Here is a 16,425-nt window from a genome sequence, read left to right on the forward strand (position 1 = left end):
CCAGTCTAGCGGACCGGCGACCCCCGTCCCGACCGGGGCGTGACGCAGCACCCCGTCCAGGGGGCCGTCCGCTCCCTCTCAGGCGTCGATCCGCTCCCGGTCGAGCTGGTCCGCGGAGCCGATGATGAAGTCCTTGCGCGGCGCGACGTTGCTGCCCATGAGCAGGTCGAAGACCCCGTCGGCGCGGGCCGCGTCGGCCAGGGTGATCCGGCGCAGCGTCCGGTACCGCGGGTCCATCGTGGTCTCGGCCAGCTGATCGGCGTCCATCTCGCCCAGCCCCTTGTAGCGCTGCATCGGCTGCTTGACGGTGCGGCCCTTCTTCTGCAGCGCGGCGACGGTGCGGCGCATCTCCGGCTCGGTGTAGGTGTAGATGTACTCCTTGCCCGCCCGGCCGCGCCCGCCCGCGACCTCGATGCGGTGCAGCGGCGGCATGGCCGCGTAGACGCGGCCGGCCTCGACGAGCGGCCGCATGTAGCGGAAGAAGAGCGTCAGCAGCAGGGTGCGGATGTGGGCGCCGTCGACGTCGGCGTCGGTCATGATGATGACCTTGCCGTAGCGGGCCATCTCCAGGTCGAACGACCGGCCCGAGCCGGCCCCGATCACCTGGATGATCGCGGCGCACTCGGCGTTGGAGAGCATGTCCGAGACCGAGGCCTTCTGGACGTTGAGGATCTTGCCGCGGATCGGCAGCAGCGCCTGGTGGTCGCTGGAGCGGGCCAGCTTGGCCGTTCCCAGCGCGCTGTCCCCCTCGACGATGAACAGCTCGCTGCGCTCGGTCTCGTTGGTCCGGCAGTCGGCCAGCTTGGCCGGCAGCGAGGAGGACTCCAGCGCGTTCTTGCGCCGCTGGGTCTCCTTGTGCAGCCGCGCCGAGATCCGCGACTTCATCTCGGCCACGACCTTGTCCAGCAGGAGGCTGGCCTGGGCCTTGTCCCCCCGGTGGGTGGAGGTGAGCCGCTCGCTCAGCCCCTGCTCCACGACCCGGGCGACGATCGCCCGGACCGCGCTGGTGCCCAGGACCTCCTTGGTCTGCCCCTCGAACTGGGGCTCGGCCAGGCGGACGGTGACGACCGCGGTGAGCCCGGCGGTGATGTCGTCCTTGTCGACCTTGTCGTTGCCCACCTTCAGCCGCCGGGCGTTGACCTCCAGCTGCTTGCGGAAGACCTTCATCAGGGCCTGGTCGAAGCCGGCGACGTGGGTCCCGCCCTTGGGCGTGGCGATGATGTTGACGAAGCTGCGGGTCGTGGTCTCATACCCGGTCCCCCAGCGCACCGCCACGTCCACCTCGCACTCGCGGTCCACGGCCGTGGAGACCATGTGGCCCCGGTCGTCCAGGACCGGGACGGTCTCGGTGAAGCTGCCCGAGCCCTGCAGCCGCCACACGTCGGTGACGGCGGAGTCGGGGGCGAGGTACTCGGCATACTCGGTGATCCCCCCCGAGTAGGCGAAGACCTCCTCGTAGGGGCCCTCCTCCCCCGCCGTGCCCGGCAGGCCGCGCTCGTCGCGGACGACCATGGTCAGCCCGGGGACGAGGAAGGCCGTCTGCCGGGCCCGCGAGACGAGCTCGTCGTAGCTGAAGGCGGCGTCCTTGACGAAGATCTGCGGGTCGGCCCAGTAGCGCACCCTGGTGCCGCTGCGACCGGCCCTGACCTTGCCGGCGACCGTGAGCTCGCTGCTGCGCTCGAACGGGGTGAAGGGCGCGTCCGGGGACTTCTGCCCGCCGTGGTCGTCGAAGACCCCCGGCTCCCCGCGCCGGAAGCTCATCACGTAGGTCTTGCCCTTGCGGTCGACCTCCACGTCCAGCCGGGAGGACAGGGCGTTGACGACCGAGGCGCCCACGCCGTGCAGGCCGCCGGAGGCGGCGTAGGAGCCCCCGCCGAACTTGCCGCCGGCGTGCAGCTTGGTGAAGACGACCTCCACGCCCGAGAGTCCGGTCCGTGGTTCGATGTCGACCGGGATCCCGCGGGCGTCGTCGCGCACCTCGACCGAGCCGTCGGCGTGCAGGACGACCTCGATCCGGTCGCCGTGGCCGCCGAGCGCCTCGTCGACGGAGTTGTCGATGATCTCCCACAGGCAGTGCATCAGGCCCCGGGAGTCGGTGGAGCCGATGTACATGCCCGGCCGCTTGCGGACGGCCTCCAACCCCTCGAGGACCTGCAGGTGCCGGGCCGAGTAGTCCTGCGCCACGGGTGGGGTCTCCTTTCCGCCGGACGGGTCGTGCGCAGCCTAGCCGCGGGGTCCGACGAGCCTGGGCAGGCGCGACCGGGCGGGGATGTCTACGCTCGCGCCATGAGCCCGCAGACACGGAGCATGGAGAGCGCCTCCCCGGACCGGGGGGTGGCCGAGCTGGTCCTGGTGCGGCACGGCGAGTCCGAGGGGAACGTCGCCGACCGCGAGGCGCTGGAGGCCGGCCGCGAGACGCTGTCGCTGGACGTGCGCGACGCGGACGTGGAGCTGTCCGCCACCGGGCGCGAGCAGGCCCGGGCGGTCCACGAGCACCTGCGCTCCCTGCCGCCGGAGGAGCGCCCGACCGCGGTGGTCACCTCCCCCTACCGCCGCGCCCGCGGCACCGCGGAGATCGCGGTGGCGGGGCTGGACGTGCCGCTCGTCGTCGACGAACGGGTCCGCGAGCGCGACCTGGGCGCCTTCGACGGGCTGACCTGGATCGGCATCGAGAAGGAGTTCCCCCGGGAGTCGCGGCGGCGCCAGCGGGTGGGCAAGTACTACTACCGGCCACCGGGCGGGGAGAGCTGGTGCGACGTCGTGCTGCGGGTGCGGCAGGTGCTTCTGGAGATGCAGGAGCGCTACGCCGGCGAGCGGCTGTGGCTCTTCTCCCACCAGGCCACGATCATGTCCTTCCGGGTGGCGATCGAGGGCCTGGACGAGGCCGAGGTGCTCACGGCCGCCAAGCGCAGCCCCCTGGCCAACTGCTCGCTGACCTCCTACCGACCGGGTCCCCAGGGCCTGGAGCTGGTGTTCTACGGCGACACCACGGCGGTCGACCGGGCCGGCGGCGACGTCACCCACGAGCCCTCCCACGGCACCGAGGACGAGGACGAGGAGGGATGAGCCGGCCGGCGCCGGAGGTCGTCACCCCCCACCTGCTGCGCGAGTGGCCGCTGCCGGACCTGCAGGACGACAAGGAGTCCCGCGGCCGGGTGCTGGTCGTCGGCGGCAGCCGGGCCAACCCGGGCGGCGCGGCCCTCGCGGCCGAGGCCGCCCTGCGGGCCGGCGCCGGGAAGGTGCAGGTGGTCACGGTCGCCTCGGTGTCGAGGCAGCTGGCGGTCGCCCTGCCGGAGACCTGGGTGCGCGGCGTGCCCGAGGACGAGGACGGGGAGCTCACGCCGCAGGCCGCCGACGTCGTCCTGGAGCTCGCGGCGGAGTGCCAGGCGGTGCTGCTGGGTCCGGGTATGGGGTCGCTCCCCGGAGCCCGCGACCTCGCCGCCCGCGTGCTCCCGGAGCTGGACACGGTCTGCCTCGTGGACGCCCTGGCGCTGGCGGCGGTCACCGAGGACCACCGGTGCCTGGAGCACCTGGCCGGCCGGTCGGTCCTGACCCCCAACGTCGGCGAGCTGGCGACCACGCTGGGGTGGGACCCGGGCAAGGTCGCCGACGACCCGCGCGAGGCCGCCCTCCGGCTGGCGTCCCGGACCGGTGCCTGCGTCTCCTCCGGCGGCGCGGTGACCTGGACGGCGCACCCCGACGGACGTTCCTGGCGCGGGTCGGTCGGCGGGCCCGGCCTGGGGACGGCGGGGTCCGGCGACGTCAAGGCCGGCGTGGTGACCGGGCTGTGCGCCCGGGGTGCCGACCCCTGCCAGGCGGCGGTGTGGGGCTCGCACCTGCACGGCAGTGCGGGCGACCGGCTGGCCTCGGCCCTGGGCCCCACCGGGTACCTGGCCCGCGAGCTGTCCCTCCAGGTTCCGCGGGTGCTGGCCGAGCTCCTGGTCTGAGGTCCCGCACGGCATTCCCGGCTACGCGCTCAGCGAAACACCCCCCGCCCGCGGCACAAAGTCCCGGTGCCGTGACGTTGTCGTGCTTGACTGGATGGCACCAGGAGGGGACCGACCACCCTGGGGCCAGGAGAGGAGACCGACGTGAACGCCACGCTGACCCCCGAGCTGACCGCTTACGACCGCTGCGACCGTTGTGGTGCGCAGGCCTACGTCCGCGCCCGGCTGGGAGACGGCCTCGAGCTGCACTTCTGCGCCCACCACGGCCGGGAGCACCTCGACAAGCTGCGCCACCTGCAGGACGTCGACATCCTCGACGAGACCCACCGTCTCCACGCCGAGGAGAGCCGGAGCCCGGCCCTCTGACGACGGCCGCGGTCGACCGACCGCAGCGGAACCGCCCGCGCACGCCCCGAGCGTGCGCGGGCGGTTCTGCGTCGCGTCCACGGCCTCCCGGGGCTGGCAGACTGGCCGACCATGACCGCCCTGGAGATCGTGCTCGCCCTGCTCATGGCCGTCGGCGTGGTGGGCATCGTCGTGCCGGTCCTCCCGGGGCTGCTGCTCGTGGTCGTCGCCGTGCTGATCTGGGCGCTGGAGTCCCCCAGCACGAGCGGCTGGGTCGTCCTGGGCATCACCCTGACGCTGTTCCTGCTGGGGACGGCCCTGCAGTGGCTCGTCCCCGGGCAGCGGATGCGCCGTGCCGGCGTGGGCACCAGCACCCTGGTGGCCGGCGTGGTCGCCGCGATCGTCGGCGCGTTCCTCATCCCGGTCGTGGGACTGTTCGTGGGGTTCCCGGTGGGCATCTTCCTCATCTCGCTGGTGCGCACGCGCGACCGGGTCGAGGCCTGGCGGGCGACCCGGCACGCGCTGCGGGCGGTGGGGACCAACATCCTCATCGAGCTGGCCACGGCCTTCCTCATCATCGCCGTCTGGGCGGTCACCGTCCTCGTCGTCCGCTGAGCACCGTGGTGTGACGTAGGTCACCTCCAGCAATCCGCGGTGCCGCTCGTGGCGAACCCCTTGCGACGCCCGGCGGACAACCCCGTCCGCCGGCCCTCGTCCAAGGAGTCCGTCATGAAGAAGCTCTCGACCACCCTGGCCGCCCTGGCCGTGCCCGCCCTCCTCGCCGGCCCGCTGGCCCTGTCCTCGGCGGCCGCCGAGCACACCGAGCTGATGTCCACCCTCACCGAGCTCAACGACTCCGGCGGCAGCGGCACCGTCTGGGCCAAGGTCACCGGCAACGAGGTGTGGCTCTCGATGGAGGTCGCCGGTCTGCTCGACGGCGCCCCCCACGCCCAGCACATCCACATCGGCGGCACCAACAGCTGCCCCGACCCGATGATGGAGGGCACCGGCGCCGGCGGCGCGATCCGCACCACGGACGCGGTCGACTCCTACGGCGGCGTGGCCGTCTCGTTGACCACCGAGGGCGGCATGACCGGCCCGGACCACGGGCTCGACGTCGCCAACTTCCCGGCCACGGGGACCTACACCTACGAGCGGACGTTCGAGGTGAGCGACGAGGTCGCCGCCCAGATCGCCGCCGGTGACGGCGTCGTCGTGGTGCACGGGACCGACCACGACGGAAGCGGCGCCTACGACGGGGACCAGGAGTCCGACCTGGACCCGAGCCTGCCGTCCGAGGCGACCGACCCCGCGCTGTGCGGCCCCCTGGACGTCGCCCCGATGGAGGCCCCCGCCGGCGGTGTGCAGACCGGTGGCGGCAGCACCCAGGGGACCGAGCAGGGCGGCCTCCTCGCGGCCGGCGCCCTCCTGGCGGCCGTGGGTGCGGGATCCCTGGTGGCCCGTCGTCGCGCGCAGGACTGACGAGGTATGCCGCAGCCGCACCGGGAGCGCAGGGGTGACCGTCGCCCCGCGCTCCCGGGCGCGCTGGCCGGGGTGGTGACCGCGCTGGGCCTCGGCCTGGTGGCCTGCGGGGTCTCCGGGCAGGTGCCCGACCCGCCCGCCCCGTCGTCGGCCGTGACGCAGACGTCGGCACCCCGGGCCGGTGCGGCCGGCCCTTCGTCGGAGACCGGCCCCGCGCCGACGCCCGGCCCCGCGCCGACGCCCACGCCCGCCTCCTCGCCGACACCCGACCCCTCGACCCCGCCGGGCACGGCCGCCGAGACGTCCCCGGCCTCCTCCTCCGCCCCGGTGGCGACGGCATACCCCGCGGTGGACCCCTCGCCCCCGGTCGAGGTGCGCCTGCCCGCCCTCGGGGTCACCAGTCCCCTGCACCCGCTGGGCCTGGCCGCCGACGGCACCCTCGAGGTGCCCACGGGGGACCGCGTGGACGAGGCGGCCTGGTACTCCGGCTCCCCCACCCCCGGCGAGGTGGGCCCCACCGTCGTCGAGGGGCACGTCACCGGGCCCGATGGCCGGCCGTCGGTCTTCTTCGAGCTCGGCGCGTCCGCCGTGGGCGACCTCGTCGAGCTGGACCGCGAGGACGGGCGGACGGTGGTCTACGAGGTCTACCGCGTCGACCGCTTCGCCAAGGACGCCTTCCCGACGGTGGACGTCTACGGCACCACGCCCGGCCCCGAGCTGCGGGTCATCACCTGCGGAGGAGAGTTCGACGAGGCCAGCGGCCATCACGTGGACAACACGGTGGTCTTCGCACGCCAGGTCTCGATCAGCGGCTGACCGCCTCGTGGTCGCCACCCGCTGGACGGCCCCACGAGGAAGGACCGACGACGACGAGGTGGCAGGTGCTCCGCGGAGCACCTGCCACCTCGTTCCTCGTTCCCCGTTCAGCCGAGAGGACGACGACGTTCAGCTGAGGGGGACGACGACGAACGGTTCGGTGGTCGGCTGGTCCGACCCGCCGGTGGGCTCCACCGACAGGCCGACGGCCGCGGCGCCCTGGGGCGTCCCCTCCAGGAGGACCTCCCCGTCCTGCAGCACCTCGGCCGTCAGGACCCCGGCCGAGCGGGCAGAGCCGTCGGACCCCACGAACCACGCCTGGTAGACGCTGCCCTCCGGGGGCGGGTCGACGTCCGAGGGCAGCCGCAGGACGGCGGCGTCGCGGTCGGCCGAGCTGACGACCTCCACGAGGCCGACGTCGGTGCTGGCGGAGTACTCGCGCGCGTCCGAGGCGGCGACGACCCGCTCGGCGGGGTCGGCCCCCAGGACCCGGGTGACCCCCCACGTCCCGGTGACCAGGACCGCGGCCGCCGCGGCGGCGACCAGCCAGCGGACCGGGCCCGCCGACCGGCCGGTGGTGTCGTGCACCGACCCGTCGGTGTCGCGGTGGGCCGATCCTCGGGCGGACCGCAGGGGGACGACCTCGGCGACGGTCGCGCCGGCCTCGCCGGTCTCGGTCGGGCCGGTCTCGGTCGGGCCGGTCTCGGTCGGGCCGGTCTCGGTCGCGCCGGTCTTCCTCGCGCCGGTCTCGGCAGCGACCGTGTCCAGCACCCGGCGGCGGAGCGCGGCCGGAGGGGCGACCTCGAGGCCGGCGGACAGGTCGACGGCCGCCTCGCGCAGCTCCTGCACCACGGCGGTGCAGTCGGAGCAGCCCTCCAGGTGCGCCTCGAAGCGAGCGCGTTCGGTCTCGTCGACGGCGTCGACGGCGTACGCCGCGGCCAGGTCGTGGACCTGGTCCGTCCCGTCCTCGTTCATCCCTGCTCACCTCCTGACATCGTCCGGCGCAACGTGCGCAGCCCGTCGCGGATCCTCGTCTTGGCCGTCCCCAGGGGGACCTGGGTGCGCTCGGCCACCTCGCGGTGCGTCAGCCCCTCGAAGTAGGCGAGCATCAAGGCCGTGCGGTGCGGCTCCCCCACCGTGTCGATGGCACGGCGCACGCGCGTGGCCTCCACGCGCAGCTCACCCGCCTCGGCCGTGGAGTCGAAGGGCACGGTCTCGTGCAGGGATTCGTAGCGGTGCAGCCGTGCGGATTGGGCCTCCTCGGAACGGACCCGGTCCACGGCCCGGCGGTGGGCGATCGTCATCAGCCAGGCGAGCGCCGAACCGCGACCGGGATCGAAGGCTGCGGCCTCGCGCCAGACCTGCAGGAGGACCTCCTGGGTGACGTCCTCGGCCATGGCGGGGTTGCGCAGCACCCGCAGGGCCAGTCCGTGGATCCGCGGCGCCACGGCGTCGTAGAGGTCGGCGAAGGCGTCCTGGTCCTGGTCGGCGACGCGCAGCAGCAGGGCGGCCAGCTCGGTCGCCTCGGTGGTCGAGGGACTCAGAAGGGGCCCTGCTCCTTGCGGCGGTCCCACTGCTGCTCCATGCGGTCCATGAACGAGCCGCCCTTGGGTCCGCGAGGTGCCTTGGGTCCACGACCGCCGCCGCCACCACCGCCACCGTCGCCTCCACGTCCGCCGCGTCGAGGACCACCGCCCCGCGGCCTGCCGTCGGGACCGACGGAGGTGAGGGTGGGTCCGTGGTGACCCGGCGTGGCCGCCCAGGCTCCGCCGAGCACCATGGCCAGGAAGCCGATGGCCCCGACCCAGATCATCTGCGACATGACCCCGACCAGGACGAGCGCGAGACCACCGACGGCGACGAGGACGCCCAGCGCGAGGCGGCGGCGGTCCAGCCCGTGGCCGGGTCCGGACGCGGTGCTCTTCAGCGTGGTGGCCAGGCGGGGATCCTCGGCGTAGAGGGCCTTCTCCATCTGCTGCAGGACGCGCTGCTCGTGTTCGGAGAGGGGCACGGGGACCTCCGGTGGGTGGTGAGGCGGGTTCCGGCGGTGGTGCTGCCGACACCCATGTCGTTGAGGATCAGGATATGACGCCAACGCGCGAATCACTAGCGGGAGTTCCCGCCCGCCCGGGGGGAGTCGTCGCACGGTGCTCCTGGTGCTGCCGGGACCGGTCCGGGAGCAGGCTGGCGGGCCGGACCGCGTGCCGTCCGAACCGGGCTGCGGCCCGGTCCACGGCACGCTCGGCCTCCCGCCATCCCTTCTCCGGCTCGTCCAGGCGGCCCTGGACCAGCGTGGTCCCGGCGTCGGTGACGCCCTCGACCCGCACCCCCAGCATCCGGATGCGGGCCCGCTGCAGGCCCAGGGAGTCGTAGAGCGCGCAGGCGGTGGCGTGGACGTCCCTGGTCACGTCGGTGGGCACGGCGACGGTGCGCGAGCGGGTGATCGTGGTGAAGTCGGAGAACCGGACGGTGAGCACCACGGTCCGGCCCAGGACGGCGGCGTGCCGCATCCGGCTGGCCGTGCGCTCGGACAGGTGGAGCAGCTGGCGGCGGACCACCGCCGGGTCGTCGACGTCGTGGGCGAAGGTCTCCGAGGACCCCACGCTGCGCTCCCGCCGGGCGGGGGTGACGGGGTCGTCGTCCCTCCCCCAGGCCAGGTCGAGCAGCCGGTGGGCGGTCTGCTCCCCGAACGCCCGGCGCAGGGTGGCGACCGGCACGTGGGCCAGCTCGCCCACGGTGTGCAGCCCCAGCCGGTGCAGCTCCGTCTCGGTCGCCTCCCCCACCCCCCAGAGGGCCCCGACGGGCAGGGGGTGCAGGAAGGGCACCACCTCGCCGCGGGTGACCAGGCGCATCCCGTCGGGCTTGGCCGCCCGGGAGGCCATCTTGGCCACGGTCTTGGTCGGGGCGCCGCCCACGGAGCAGGTCAGCTCCTGCTCGTCGGCGACGGTGTCGCGGATCCACTGGCCGATCTGCTCCGGGGTGCCCCACTGCCGGCCGGTGCTGGAGACGTCGAGGAAGGCCTCCTCCATCGACACCGGCTCCACCCGAGGGGTGACCTCGGCGAAGATCGCCATCACCGCCTCCGACACCCGGGCGTAGCGGTCGTGGTCGGGGCGCACCACGGCCGCCGCTGGGCACAGGCGGCGTGCGGTGGCCATCGGCATCCCCGAGCGCACCCCGAACGCCCGCGCCTCGTAGGTGGCCGACAGCACCACGCTGCGCCATCCTCCTCCGACGACCACGGGCCGCCCCCGCAGCTCGGGCCGGTCGAGCAGGGACACCGCCGCGTAGAAGGCGTCCATGTCCACGTGCAGGACCTCCACCGCAGCGGGCCTCACCATCCCGAGCTCCCCGGGCTGGAGTGCCACAGCTTGGCGGCCGGGGTGCTGCGGGCGTGGCCGCCCGCCGGACGGATGTCGGCGTAGGGCGACTGCCGGAACCCCGAGGCGTGCACGAGGACCCGCCGGGTGCCGTCGCCGGTGGGCACCGGTGTCAGTGCCCGGGCCTGTTCCTCGACGGCCGCCATCGCCGCCCGCACGCCCTCGAGCCCGCCGCGCTCCCACGCGCCGGACAGCATCCCGAGCTCCCACGCCCCCGTCGCCCGGACCGAGACGCCGCGCGGCCCGGTGCGGCGGACCACCCCGCGCACGAGCAGCAGCCAGGAGTGGAAGATCGTCGTCGCGTACGGACCCTGCACGTCCTCGAAGAAGGTCGCGTCGGCCGGGCCGGTGCCGTCGTCCAGGGTGAGGAAGACCACCCGGCGGCCGGAGCGCACCGGCGGGGTCTGGGTGGCCACCTTGGCCCCGGCCAGGAGCACCTCGGCGGCGTTGCGCCGGGAGAGCAGGTCCCGGGAGCGGGTGGCCCCCAGCGCCTCGAGCATGGGCCGGTAGGTGGCGACCACGTGCTGGCTGACGTCCAGGCCGAGCACCTCCAGCTCGGCGTGCAGCTGCTCGGCCGGGGTCATCTCCGGCAGCCCGCTGCCCACCACCTCCGGTTCGTCGCCCAGGTCCAGGGCCAGCTGGGTGGACGGCCCGGGCTGCTCGTGCCAGCCGCGACGCCCCACCGCCTGGGCGCGGGTCCGGGCGGCCACCTCCCCCTCGACCACGGGGGCCGGACGGCGCCGGCCCGCGCGGGTGCGTCCCGAGGCGGTGTCGGCGTGCCGGCTCCACCGGTCCAGCTCGCGCACGTGCAGCAGCAGGTCGCGACGGGTCAGCCCACCCCGTCCCGCGGCGCGGCGGCCGACCCGGTGCAGGGCGTCGAACCCGCCGGCCATCACCAGCCGCTCGGCGGTGGGGCGGCTGGGCCGCGCCCGCTGCCACAGGTCCGACAACGAGGAGTAGGGCTGCCCGGCGACGATCCGGCGCACCTCGTCCTCGCTGATGCCCTTGACGTCGGTCAGGGACAGCCGGACGCCGTAGCCGTGCGCCCGGTGCTCCACCGCGGACATCACCCGGTCGACCCGGTCGGGGCGCCGGCCCAGGACGGCGCGCCGGGTCAGGTCCTGACCGCCGTCCCCGTCACCGCCGCCCGACCCGTCGGCCGCCCCGCCCGGCCCGTCGCCCTGGTCCGGGCGTCCGTACCCGTCCCCGCCGTCCTCCTCCCCCTCGCCGGGACCGACCCGCTCCACCCGGTAGACGTCGGTGGAGGCGTTGACGTCCAGCCCCAGGACGTGGACCCCCATGCTGCGGGCCTCGTCGAGGATGAGCCGCTTGGGGTACATGCCCGGGTCGTGCGTGAGCACCCCGGCCAGGAACGCGGCCGTGTGGTGGGTCTTCAACCAGGCCGACTGGTAGGTCGGCAGCGCGAACGCCGCCGCGTGCGCCTTGCAGAAGCCGAACGAGGCGAACGCCGCCAGCACCTCCCAGATCCGGTCGACGTCCGCCGGCCGGTAGCCCCGGTCGGCCGCCGCGGCCCGCCACCACAGCTCGACCTCGGCCTGTCCCTGGGGGGTGCCCATCGCCCGGCGCACCTCGTCGGCCTGGGCCAGGCTCACCCCGGTGGTCTCGGCCACGATCTGCAGCACCTGCTCGTGGAAGACCACCACCCCGCAGGTCTGCTCCAGGTAGGGCACGAGGCTGGGGTGCAGGTACTCCGGCTCGCCCCACCCCTGCCGGGCGTTGAGGAAGGGCCGGATCATGTCCGACTTGACCGGGCCCGGCCGGAACAGGGAGATGTCGATGATGATGTCCGAGAACGTCTCCGGGGCGAACTTGCCGACCAGCTCGCGCTGTCCGGGCGACTCGATCTGGAAGCAGCCCAGGGTACGGGTCGACTGGATCAGGGCGTAGGTCTCCTCGTCGTCCAGCGGCACCTGGGACCGGTCGTTCAGGTCGACCCGGACCTCGTCGACCCGGGCGACCTCCTGGACGGCGTGGGCCATCGCCGACTGCATCCGGATCCCGAGGACGTCGAGCTTGAGCAGCCCCATCTCCTCGACGTCGTCCTTGTCGAACTGGCTCATCGGGAAGCCCAGCCAGCTGGCCTCCACCGGGGTGCGGTCCAGCAGGCCGGTGTCGGACAGGATCACCCCGCAGGGATGCATCGCGATGTGCCGGGGCAGACCGTCGAGGGACTCCACCAGCTCCAGCAGCAGCTGCATCCGGGGGGCGTCCAGCCCGGCGGCGCGCAGCTCGGGCAGGTCGCGGACCGCGGCCCGGGCGTCGCGGGCACGCACGTGGGGGAAGGCCTTGGCCAGCACGTCGACCTCCCCCGGGGGCATCCCCAGGGTCGCGGCCACGTCGCGGACGGCGTGCCGCACCCGGTAGGTCTCGGCCATCGAGACGCAGGTCACCCGCTCGGAGCCGAACCGCTCCAGGATGCGTTCGTACATCTCGGTGCGCCGGGCGGACTCCACGTCGACGTCGATGTCCGGCAGCTGCGCACGCAGCGGGGAGCAGAACCGCTCCATCAGCAGGCCGTGCTCCATCGGGTCGACCCCGCTGATCCCCAGCAGGTAGGTCACCAGGCTGCCGGCGCCCGAGCCGCGCGCCGCGACCCTGACCCCGTTGTCGCGGATGAGGTCGCACACGGCGGCGACGGTGAGGAAGTAGGTGGGGTAGCCCAGTCCGGCGATCACGCCCAGCTCCTCGTCCAGCCGGCGGCGGACCCGGTCCAGGTATGCCGTGCCCGCACCGGGGTAGCGCCCGGGCACGGCGTCGGCGCACCGACGGGTCAGGACCTCGTGGGCCTGGCCGACGCCGCTCACGCCGAGCACCTGCGGCTCGGGCAGGTGGACCGAGCCGATGCCCAGGTCGGAACGGGCGTCCTGGGAGCACTCGCCCGCCAGGGCCAGGGTCTCCCGCAGCAGCGCGCCGGCGTCGGCACCGCCACCGGCGGCCTCGGCCAGGGACCGGGCCCGGGCGTGCATGGTCGCGGTGCTGGCGAGGTGACCGGCGGTGCTGACCCGGTCCAGGTGCCGCTCGTCGAGGGCGACCATCCGCCGGGCCGCGTCGAGGACGTCGACCACCCTGGCCTGCTCGGGGACGGCGTGCCGCACCGCCGCCGTCAGCACGGCGGGGACGCCGCACTCGAGGGCCAGCGCCCAGGTGCGCGCGGCGTGCCCGAGGCTGCCGGGGGTGCCCTCAGGACCGCCGTGGACGACGAGCTCGACCCGCAACGACCCCGGCGGCAGCAGCCGGCGCCACGCCTGCAGCCGTGCCCGGGCCAGGTCGCGGCGCCGGGCGAGCACGGCCCGCCCCACGTCGGAGTCGGGACCCAGGAGCACGACGACCGGGGAGACGCCCTCGACGGGCGAGGCAGCCCGTGCGAGGAGGTCGGTCCGGGTGCGCGGAACCCCCCGCTCCCCCGCCAGGTGGGTCTGGGTGACCAGCCGGCACAGCCGTCCCCACCCGGTGCCCGGCGCCAGTCCGGCCCGCTGCCCCCGGGCCAGGACGACGACCCGGGGCTGCTGGTCGTCCACGAGGCTGCCGCCCTTGGCCGGGGAGGAACGGCCCGGCGCCCCCAGCTCGATCCGGGCCGGGCCGGCACCACGGTCCTCCCCGGGCCGGGCGAGGACGCCCCCACCCGCACCGGTTCCGGCTCCCTGCCCGAGGGCCAGGTCGACCCCCAGCACCGGGGTCAGCCCCGCGGCCGAGCAGGCCCGGACGAACCGGACCGCGCCGTAGAGCCCGTCCCGGTCGGTCAGGGCGAGCGCCGGCTGGCCCAGCTCGACCGCCCGCTCCACCAGCGCGTCCGGGTGGGACGCGCCGTAGCGCATGGACGCGCTGGAGGCCACGTGCAGATGGACGAAGTCGTCGGGCGACGGTGAGAGCGAGGGCATCGGGATCAGGGGTCCTGTCAACGAAAGAGGGGGACGCCGGCCGGGGGCCGGCCGGTCGGGGCTCAGCTCGGCCGGTCGGGGCTCAGCTCGGCCGGCCGGGGCTCAGCTCGGCCGGACGGGGGTCAGCTCGGCCGACAGCGGCAGACCGCACGGCAGGTGCAGGCTGGCCCGGACCAGCTCCAGGAACCGCTCGCCGGAACGCACCAGGTCGTCCGCGTCCCGGGCGGTGACCACCGCGGCCCCCCGCTCCAGGGCCAGCCGACGACGGCCGGACTCGGCGAAGAAGGCCGCCCACTCGGTCAGCTCGGGTGCCACCGTGGGCAGCACCTCCCACACGCTGCGCGGCCTGGCGCGGCGGCTGGGGGCGCTGCGGGCCGCCAGCAGGGCCGCTCCGGCCCGCAGCGCGGCGAGGTGGGCCTGGGTGTAGCGCTCGGACGCGGTGCTGCTGTGGCATGCCTGCAGCAGCCCGCCGCGGGACCGGTCCAGCAGGTCCAGCACGGTGCCCGCCGGAGCGGTCGGTCCCTCGGGGGCGGGGGTGGCCCCCCGGGTGGTGGTGATGGTGGTGGTGGTCATCGCACTCTCCTCGTCTCGTCGTGCCGCTGGTCCTGCTGGTCCTGCTCGCCCTGCTCCGCCGCTGTCCTGCTGGTCCCGCTGTCCTGCTGGTCCGGCTGTCCTGCTCAGTCGCTGACGCGCTCCAGCCGCCACTGCTCGTCCTGCACCAGGTCGTAGACGCCCCGGCCGAGGGTCCGTCCGGCCGAGGCCTCCACCCGCCAGACCTGCTGCTCGAGCACCGTGCCGGACGACCCGCCCGGCGCCCCCTCGCCCGGCACCCCCTCCCCCTGCTGGCGCCACCACGGCACCCGCTGCGTCCACTGGGCGAGGACGCCGCGGACCACGTGGACCCGTCCCTGCCACAGGAACGTCGTCGGGACCTCCCCCCGGCCCGGGTCGCCCAGCGCACCCCGGCGCCACCCCGGTTCGAGCCGCACCCGGTGCTCGTCCGGGTCGCCGAGCCTGACCTCCACCAGATCCTGGTACCGCCTGCTCATCTGCACACCTCCGCCGTGTTCGAACCTGTGTTCGATACGGACAAATGTACGAGCACCGACCGACAACCTCAACCCCTCCGCCGCCGCCGGCAGGAGGATCCGCAGGTGGGAGGGCCAGAACTCGTCCGACCGCCGTGCCTCGAGACCTCGGACGCCGGGCAGGAGCGGCCCTGTGGACGAGAACCGCACCGGAACCGGCGCTGCGGGCAGGATGGGCACCGGTCCGGGCCACGGGCGGGGATGGCCCGGGCCGCACGCCCCGCACCGCGGGTTAGGCTCCTCGGGACGGACCCCGGTCCCCGAGCTGAGGAGATGCCCCGTGGCGCACGCCCACCCGCTGGACGGCGTCGACCTGAGGCACCGCGTGCAGCGCGCCCTGGACGACCACCTCGCGCACCAGCGGGAGGTGCTGACCGAGCTCGGTGCGCCGATGGGCCCGCTGGTGGACGCGGTGGCCGACCTGCTCGCGGGCGGCAAGCGCCTGCGGGCGGCCTTCCTCTACTGGGGCTGGCGCGCCGCCGGCCGGCCGGACGACGACGCGGTGGTCAGGGCCGCGAGCTCGATGGAGGTCTTCCAGGCCGCCGCCCTCCTGCACGACGACGTCATGGACAACAGCGACCGGCGGCGGGGACGCCCCACGGCCCACCGCGCCTTCGCCGAGCAGCACCGGACCCAGGCCTGGAACGGCGACCCCGAGCGGTTCGGGCACGCCGCCGCCATCCTCGCCGGGGACCTGTGCCTGAACTGGACCGACGAGCTGTTCGCCACCAGCGGCCTGCCGGCCGAGGCCCTGGCCCGGGCCCGTCCCGAGTTCGACCGGATGCGCACCCAGCTCATGGGCGGACAGTTCCTCGACATGCTCGAGGCCGTCGTCGGCTGGAACGACCTGGCGTATGCCGAACGCGTCGAGCGCTCCCGCACCGTCATCCGCTACAAGAGCGCCCGCTACTCGGTGCAGCAGCCGCTCCTCGTGGGCGCGCTCGCCGGGGACGCGGACCCCGCGCTGCTGGCCGCGCTCGCCGACTACGGCGCCCGGCTGGGCGAGGCCTTCCAGCTGCGGGACGACGTCCTGGGGGTCTTCGGCGACCCCGGGCACACCGGCAAGCCCGCGGGCGACGACCTGCGCGAGGGCAAGCACACCGTGCTGGTGGCTCACGCGCTCGAGCTCGCCGACGAGCCCGGGGCCGAGCTGCTGGCGGCCAGCCTGGGCGACCCCGACCTCGACGAGGCCACCGTGGAGGCCTGCCGCCAGGTGCTGCGCGACAGCGGGGCGCTGGCGCGCACCGAGTCGATGATCGAGGAGGCGGCCACCGCGTCCGCCCGCGCCCTGCAGGCCGTGCCGGACCTCGACCGGGAGGCTGCGCAGGCCCTGGTGGAGCTGGTCGCCATCTGCACCGACCGCCACCTCTGAGACCGGGCCGGCCGGTCGGCGCGCAGAACCGTCGGGGTGCGTCGACGACGGCGATCGGCTGGACGTCGGATCCCGTCGCGAGCTCGCCGCGCCTCC

The 16,425-nt window shown here is 74.8% G+C and carries 15 protein-coding genes; 7 read left to right on the forward strand and 8 right to left on the reverse strand.

Going from position 1 to position 16,425, the window contains the following annotated elements; translation table 11 throughout:
• Positions 1–78: 78 nt before the first annotated feature.
• Entirely contained in the window at positions 79–2,184 is a 2,106-nt protein-coding gene (locus ACWHYA_RS16085) for a DNA gyrase/topoisomerase IV subunit B (protein WP_425940602.1), read from the reverse strand.
• 102 nt (positions 2,185–2,286) lie between these two features.
• On the opposite strand from ACWHYA_RS16085, the gene ACWHYA_RS16090 reads away from it, so the two are divergent.
• The 6 genes from ACWHYA_RS16090 (at position 2,287) to ACWHYA_RS16115 (ending at position 6,590) form a co-directional block, all read left to right on the forward strand.
• On the forward strand, positions 2,287–3,066 hold the full coding sequence (locus ACWHYA_RS16090) for a histidine phosphatase family protein (RefSeq protein WP_425940601.1): 780 nt from the start codon (positions 2,287–2,289) through the stop codon (positions 3,064–3,066).
• Entirely contained in the window at positions 3,063–3,947 is an 885-nt protein-coding gene (locus ACWHYA_RS16095) for an NAD(P)H-hydrate dehydratase (RefSeq protein WP_425940599.1), read from the forward strand. Before ACWHYA_RS16090 ends, ACWHYA_RS16095 begins: the two co-directional genes overlap by 4 nt.
• Before the next feature lie 144 nt (positions 3,948–4,091).
• The gene (locus ACWHYA_RS16100) at positions 4,092–4,313 is read left to right on the forward strand and encodes a DUF7455 domain-containing protein (protein ID WP_425940597.1); all 222 of its coding nucleotides are present in this window, start codon (positions 4,092–4,094) and stop codon (positions 4,311–4,313) included.
• 111 nt (positions 4,314–4,424) lie between these two features.
• Positions 4,425–4,907: a DUF456 domain-containing protein gene (locus ACWHYA_RS16105; RefSeq protein WP_425940595.1), complete on the forward strand. Its 483-nt coding sequence runs from the start codon at positions 4,425–4,427 to the stop codon at positions 4,905–4,907.
• 114 nt (positions 4,908–5,021) lie between these two features.
• Positions 5,022–5,774 (forward strand): CHRD domain-containing protein, encoded by a 753-nt coding sequence (locus ACWHYA_RS16110; protein ID WP_425940594.1) that lies wholly within the window; start codon positions 5,022–5,024, stop codon positions 5,772–5,774.
• Between the two features lie 6 nt (positions 5,775–5,780).
• Positions 5,781–6,590 carry a class F sortase gene (locus ACWHYA_RS16115; protein WP_425940592.1) on the forward strand — a complete coding sequence of 270 codons (810 nt, stop codon included), beginning with the start codon at positions 5,781–5,783 and terminating at the stop codon, positions 6,588–6,590.
• A 129-nt stretch (positions 6,591–6,719) separates the two neighbouring features.
• Here ACWHYA_RS16115 and ACWHYA_RS16120 read toward each other — a convergent pair whose 3' ends face one another.
• The 7 genes from ACWHYA_RS16120 to ACWHYA_RS16150 all read right to left on the reverse strand — a co-directional run bounded on the left by ACWHYA_RS16120 (position 6,720) and on the right by ACWHYA_RS16150 (position 14,918).
• A complete protein-coding gene (locus ACWHYA_RS16120; protein ID WP_425940591.1) occupies positions 6,720–7,565 on the reverse strand; it encodes an anti-sigma factor in 846 nt (281 codons plus the stop codon).
• Positions 7,562–8,164 (reverse strand): ECF RNA polymerase sigma factor SigK, encoded by a 603-nt coding sequence (sigK, locus tag ACWHYA_RS16125; RefSeq protein ID WP_425940589.1) that lies wholly within the window; start codon positions 8,162–8,164, stop codon positions 7,562–7,564. Before sigK ends, ACWHYA_RS16120 begins: the two co-directional genes overlap by 4 nt.
• Positions 8,131–8,601 (reverse strand): DUF3040 domain-containing protein, encoded by a 471-nt coding sequence (locus tag ACWHYA_RS16130; protein WP_425940587.1) that lies wholly within the window; start codon positions 8,599–8,601, stop codon positions 8,131–8,133. The genes sigK and ACWHYA_RS16130 overlap by 34 nt, the downstream gene beginning before the upstream one ends.
• Positions 8,602–8,668: 67 nt before the next feature.
• Positions 8,669–9,931: a DNA polymerase IV gene (dinB, locus tag ACWHYA_RS16135; protein ID WP_425940585.1), complete on the reverse strand. Its 1,263-nt coding sequence runs from the start codon at positions 9,929–9,931 to the stop codon at positions 8,669–8,671.
• Positions 9,925–13,869 carry a DNA polymerase III subunit alpha gene (locus ACWHYA_RS16140; RefSeq protein ID WP_425940583.1) on the reverse strand — a complete coding sequence of 1,315 codons (3,945 nt, stop codon included), beginning with the start codon at positions 13,867–13,869 and terminating at the stop codon, positions 9,925–9,927. Before ACWHYA_RS16140 ends, dinB begins: the two co-directional genes overlap by 7 nt.
• A gap of 102 nt (positions 13,870–13,971) precedes the next feature.
• Positions 13,972–14,442, reverse strand: a complete 471-nt coding sequence (locus ACWHYA_RS16145) for an SAV_6107 family HEPN domain-containing protein (RefSeq protein WP_425940581.1) — start codon at positions 14,440–14,442, stop codon at positions 13,972–13,974.
• Positions 14,443–14,546: 104 nt separating this feature from the next.
• A complete protein-coding gene (locus ACWHYA_RS16150; protein ID WP_425940579.1) occupies positions 14,547–14,918 on the reverse strand; it encodes a DUF6504 family protein in 372 nt (123 codons plus the stop codon).
• Between the two features lie 319 nt (positions 14,919–15,237).
• Here ACWHYA_RS16150 and ACWHYA_RS16155 point away from each other — a divergent pair, with 319 nt between their 5' ends.
• Positions 15,238–16,329, forward strand: coding sequence for a polyprenyl synthetase family protein (locus ACWHYA_RS16155; protein ID WP_425940577.1), 1,092 nt, complete (start codon positions 15,238–15,240; stop codon positions 16,327–16,329).
• Positions 16,330–16,425 lie beyond the last annotated feature (96 nt).

The sequence above is a fragment of the Ornithinimicrobium carbonis genome (genome assembly GCF_977012275.1).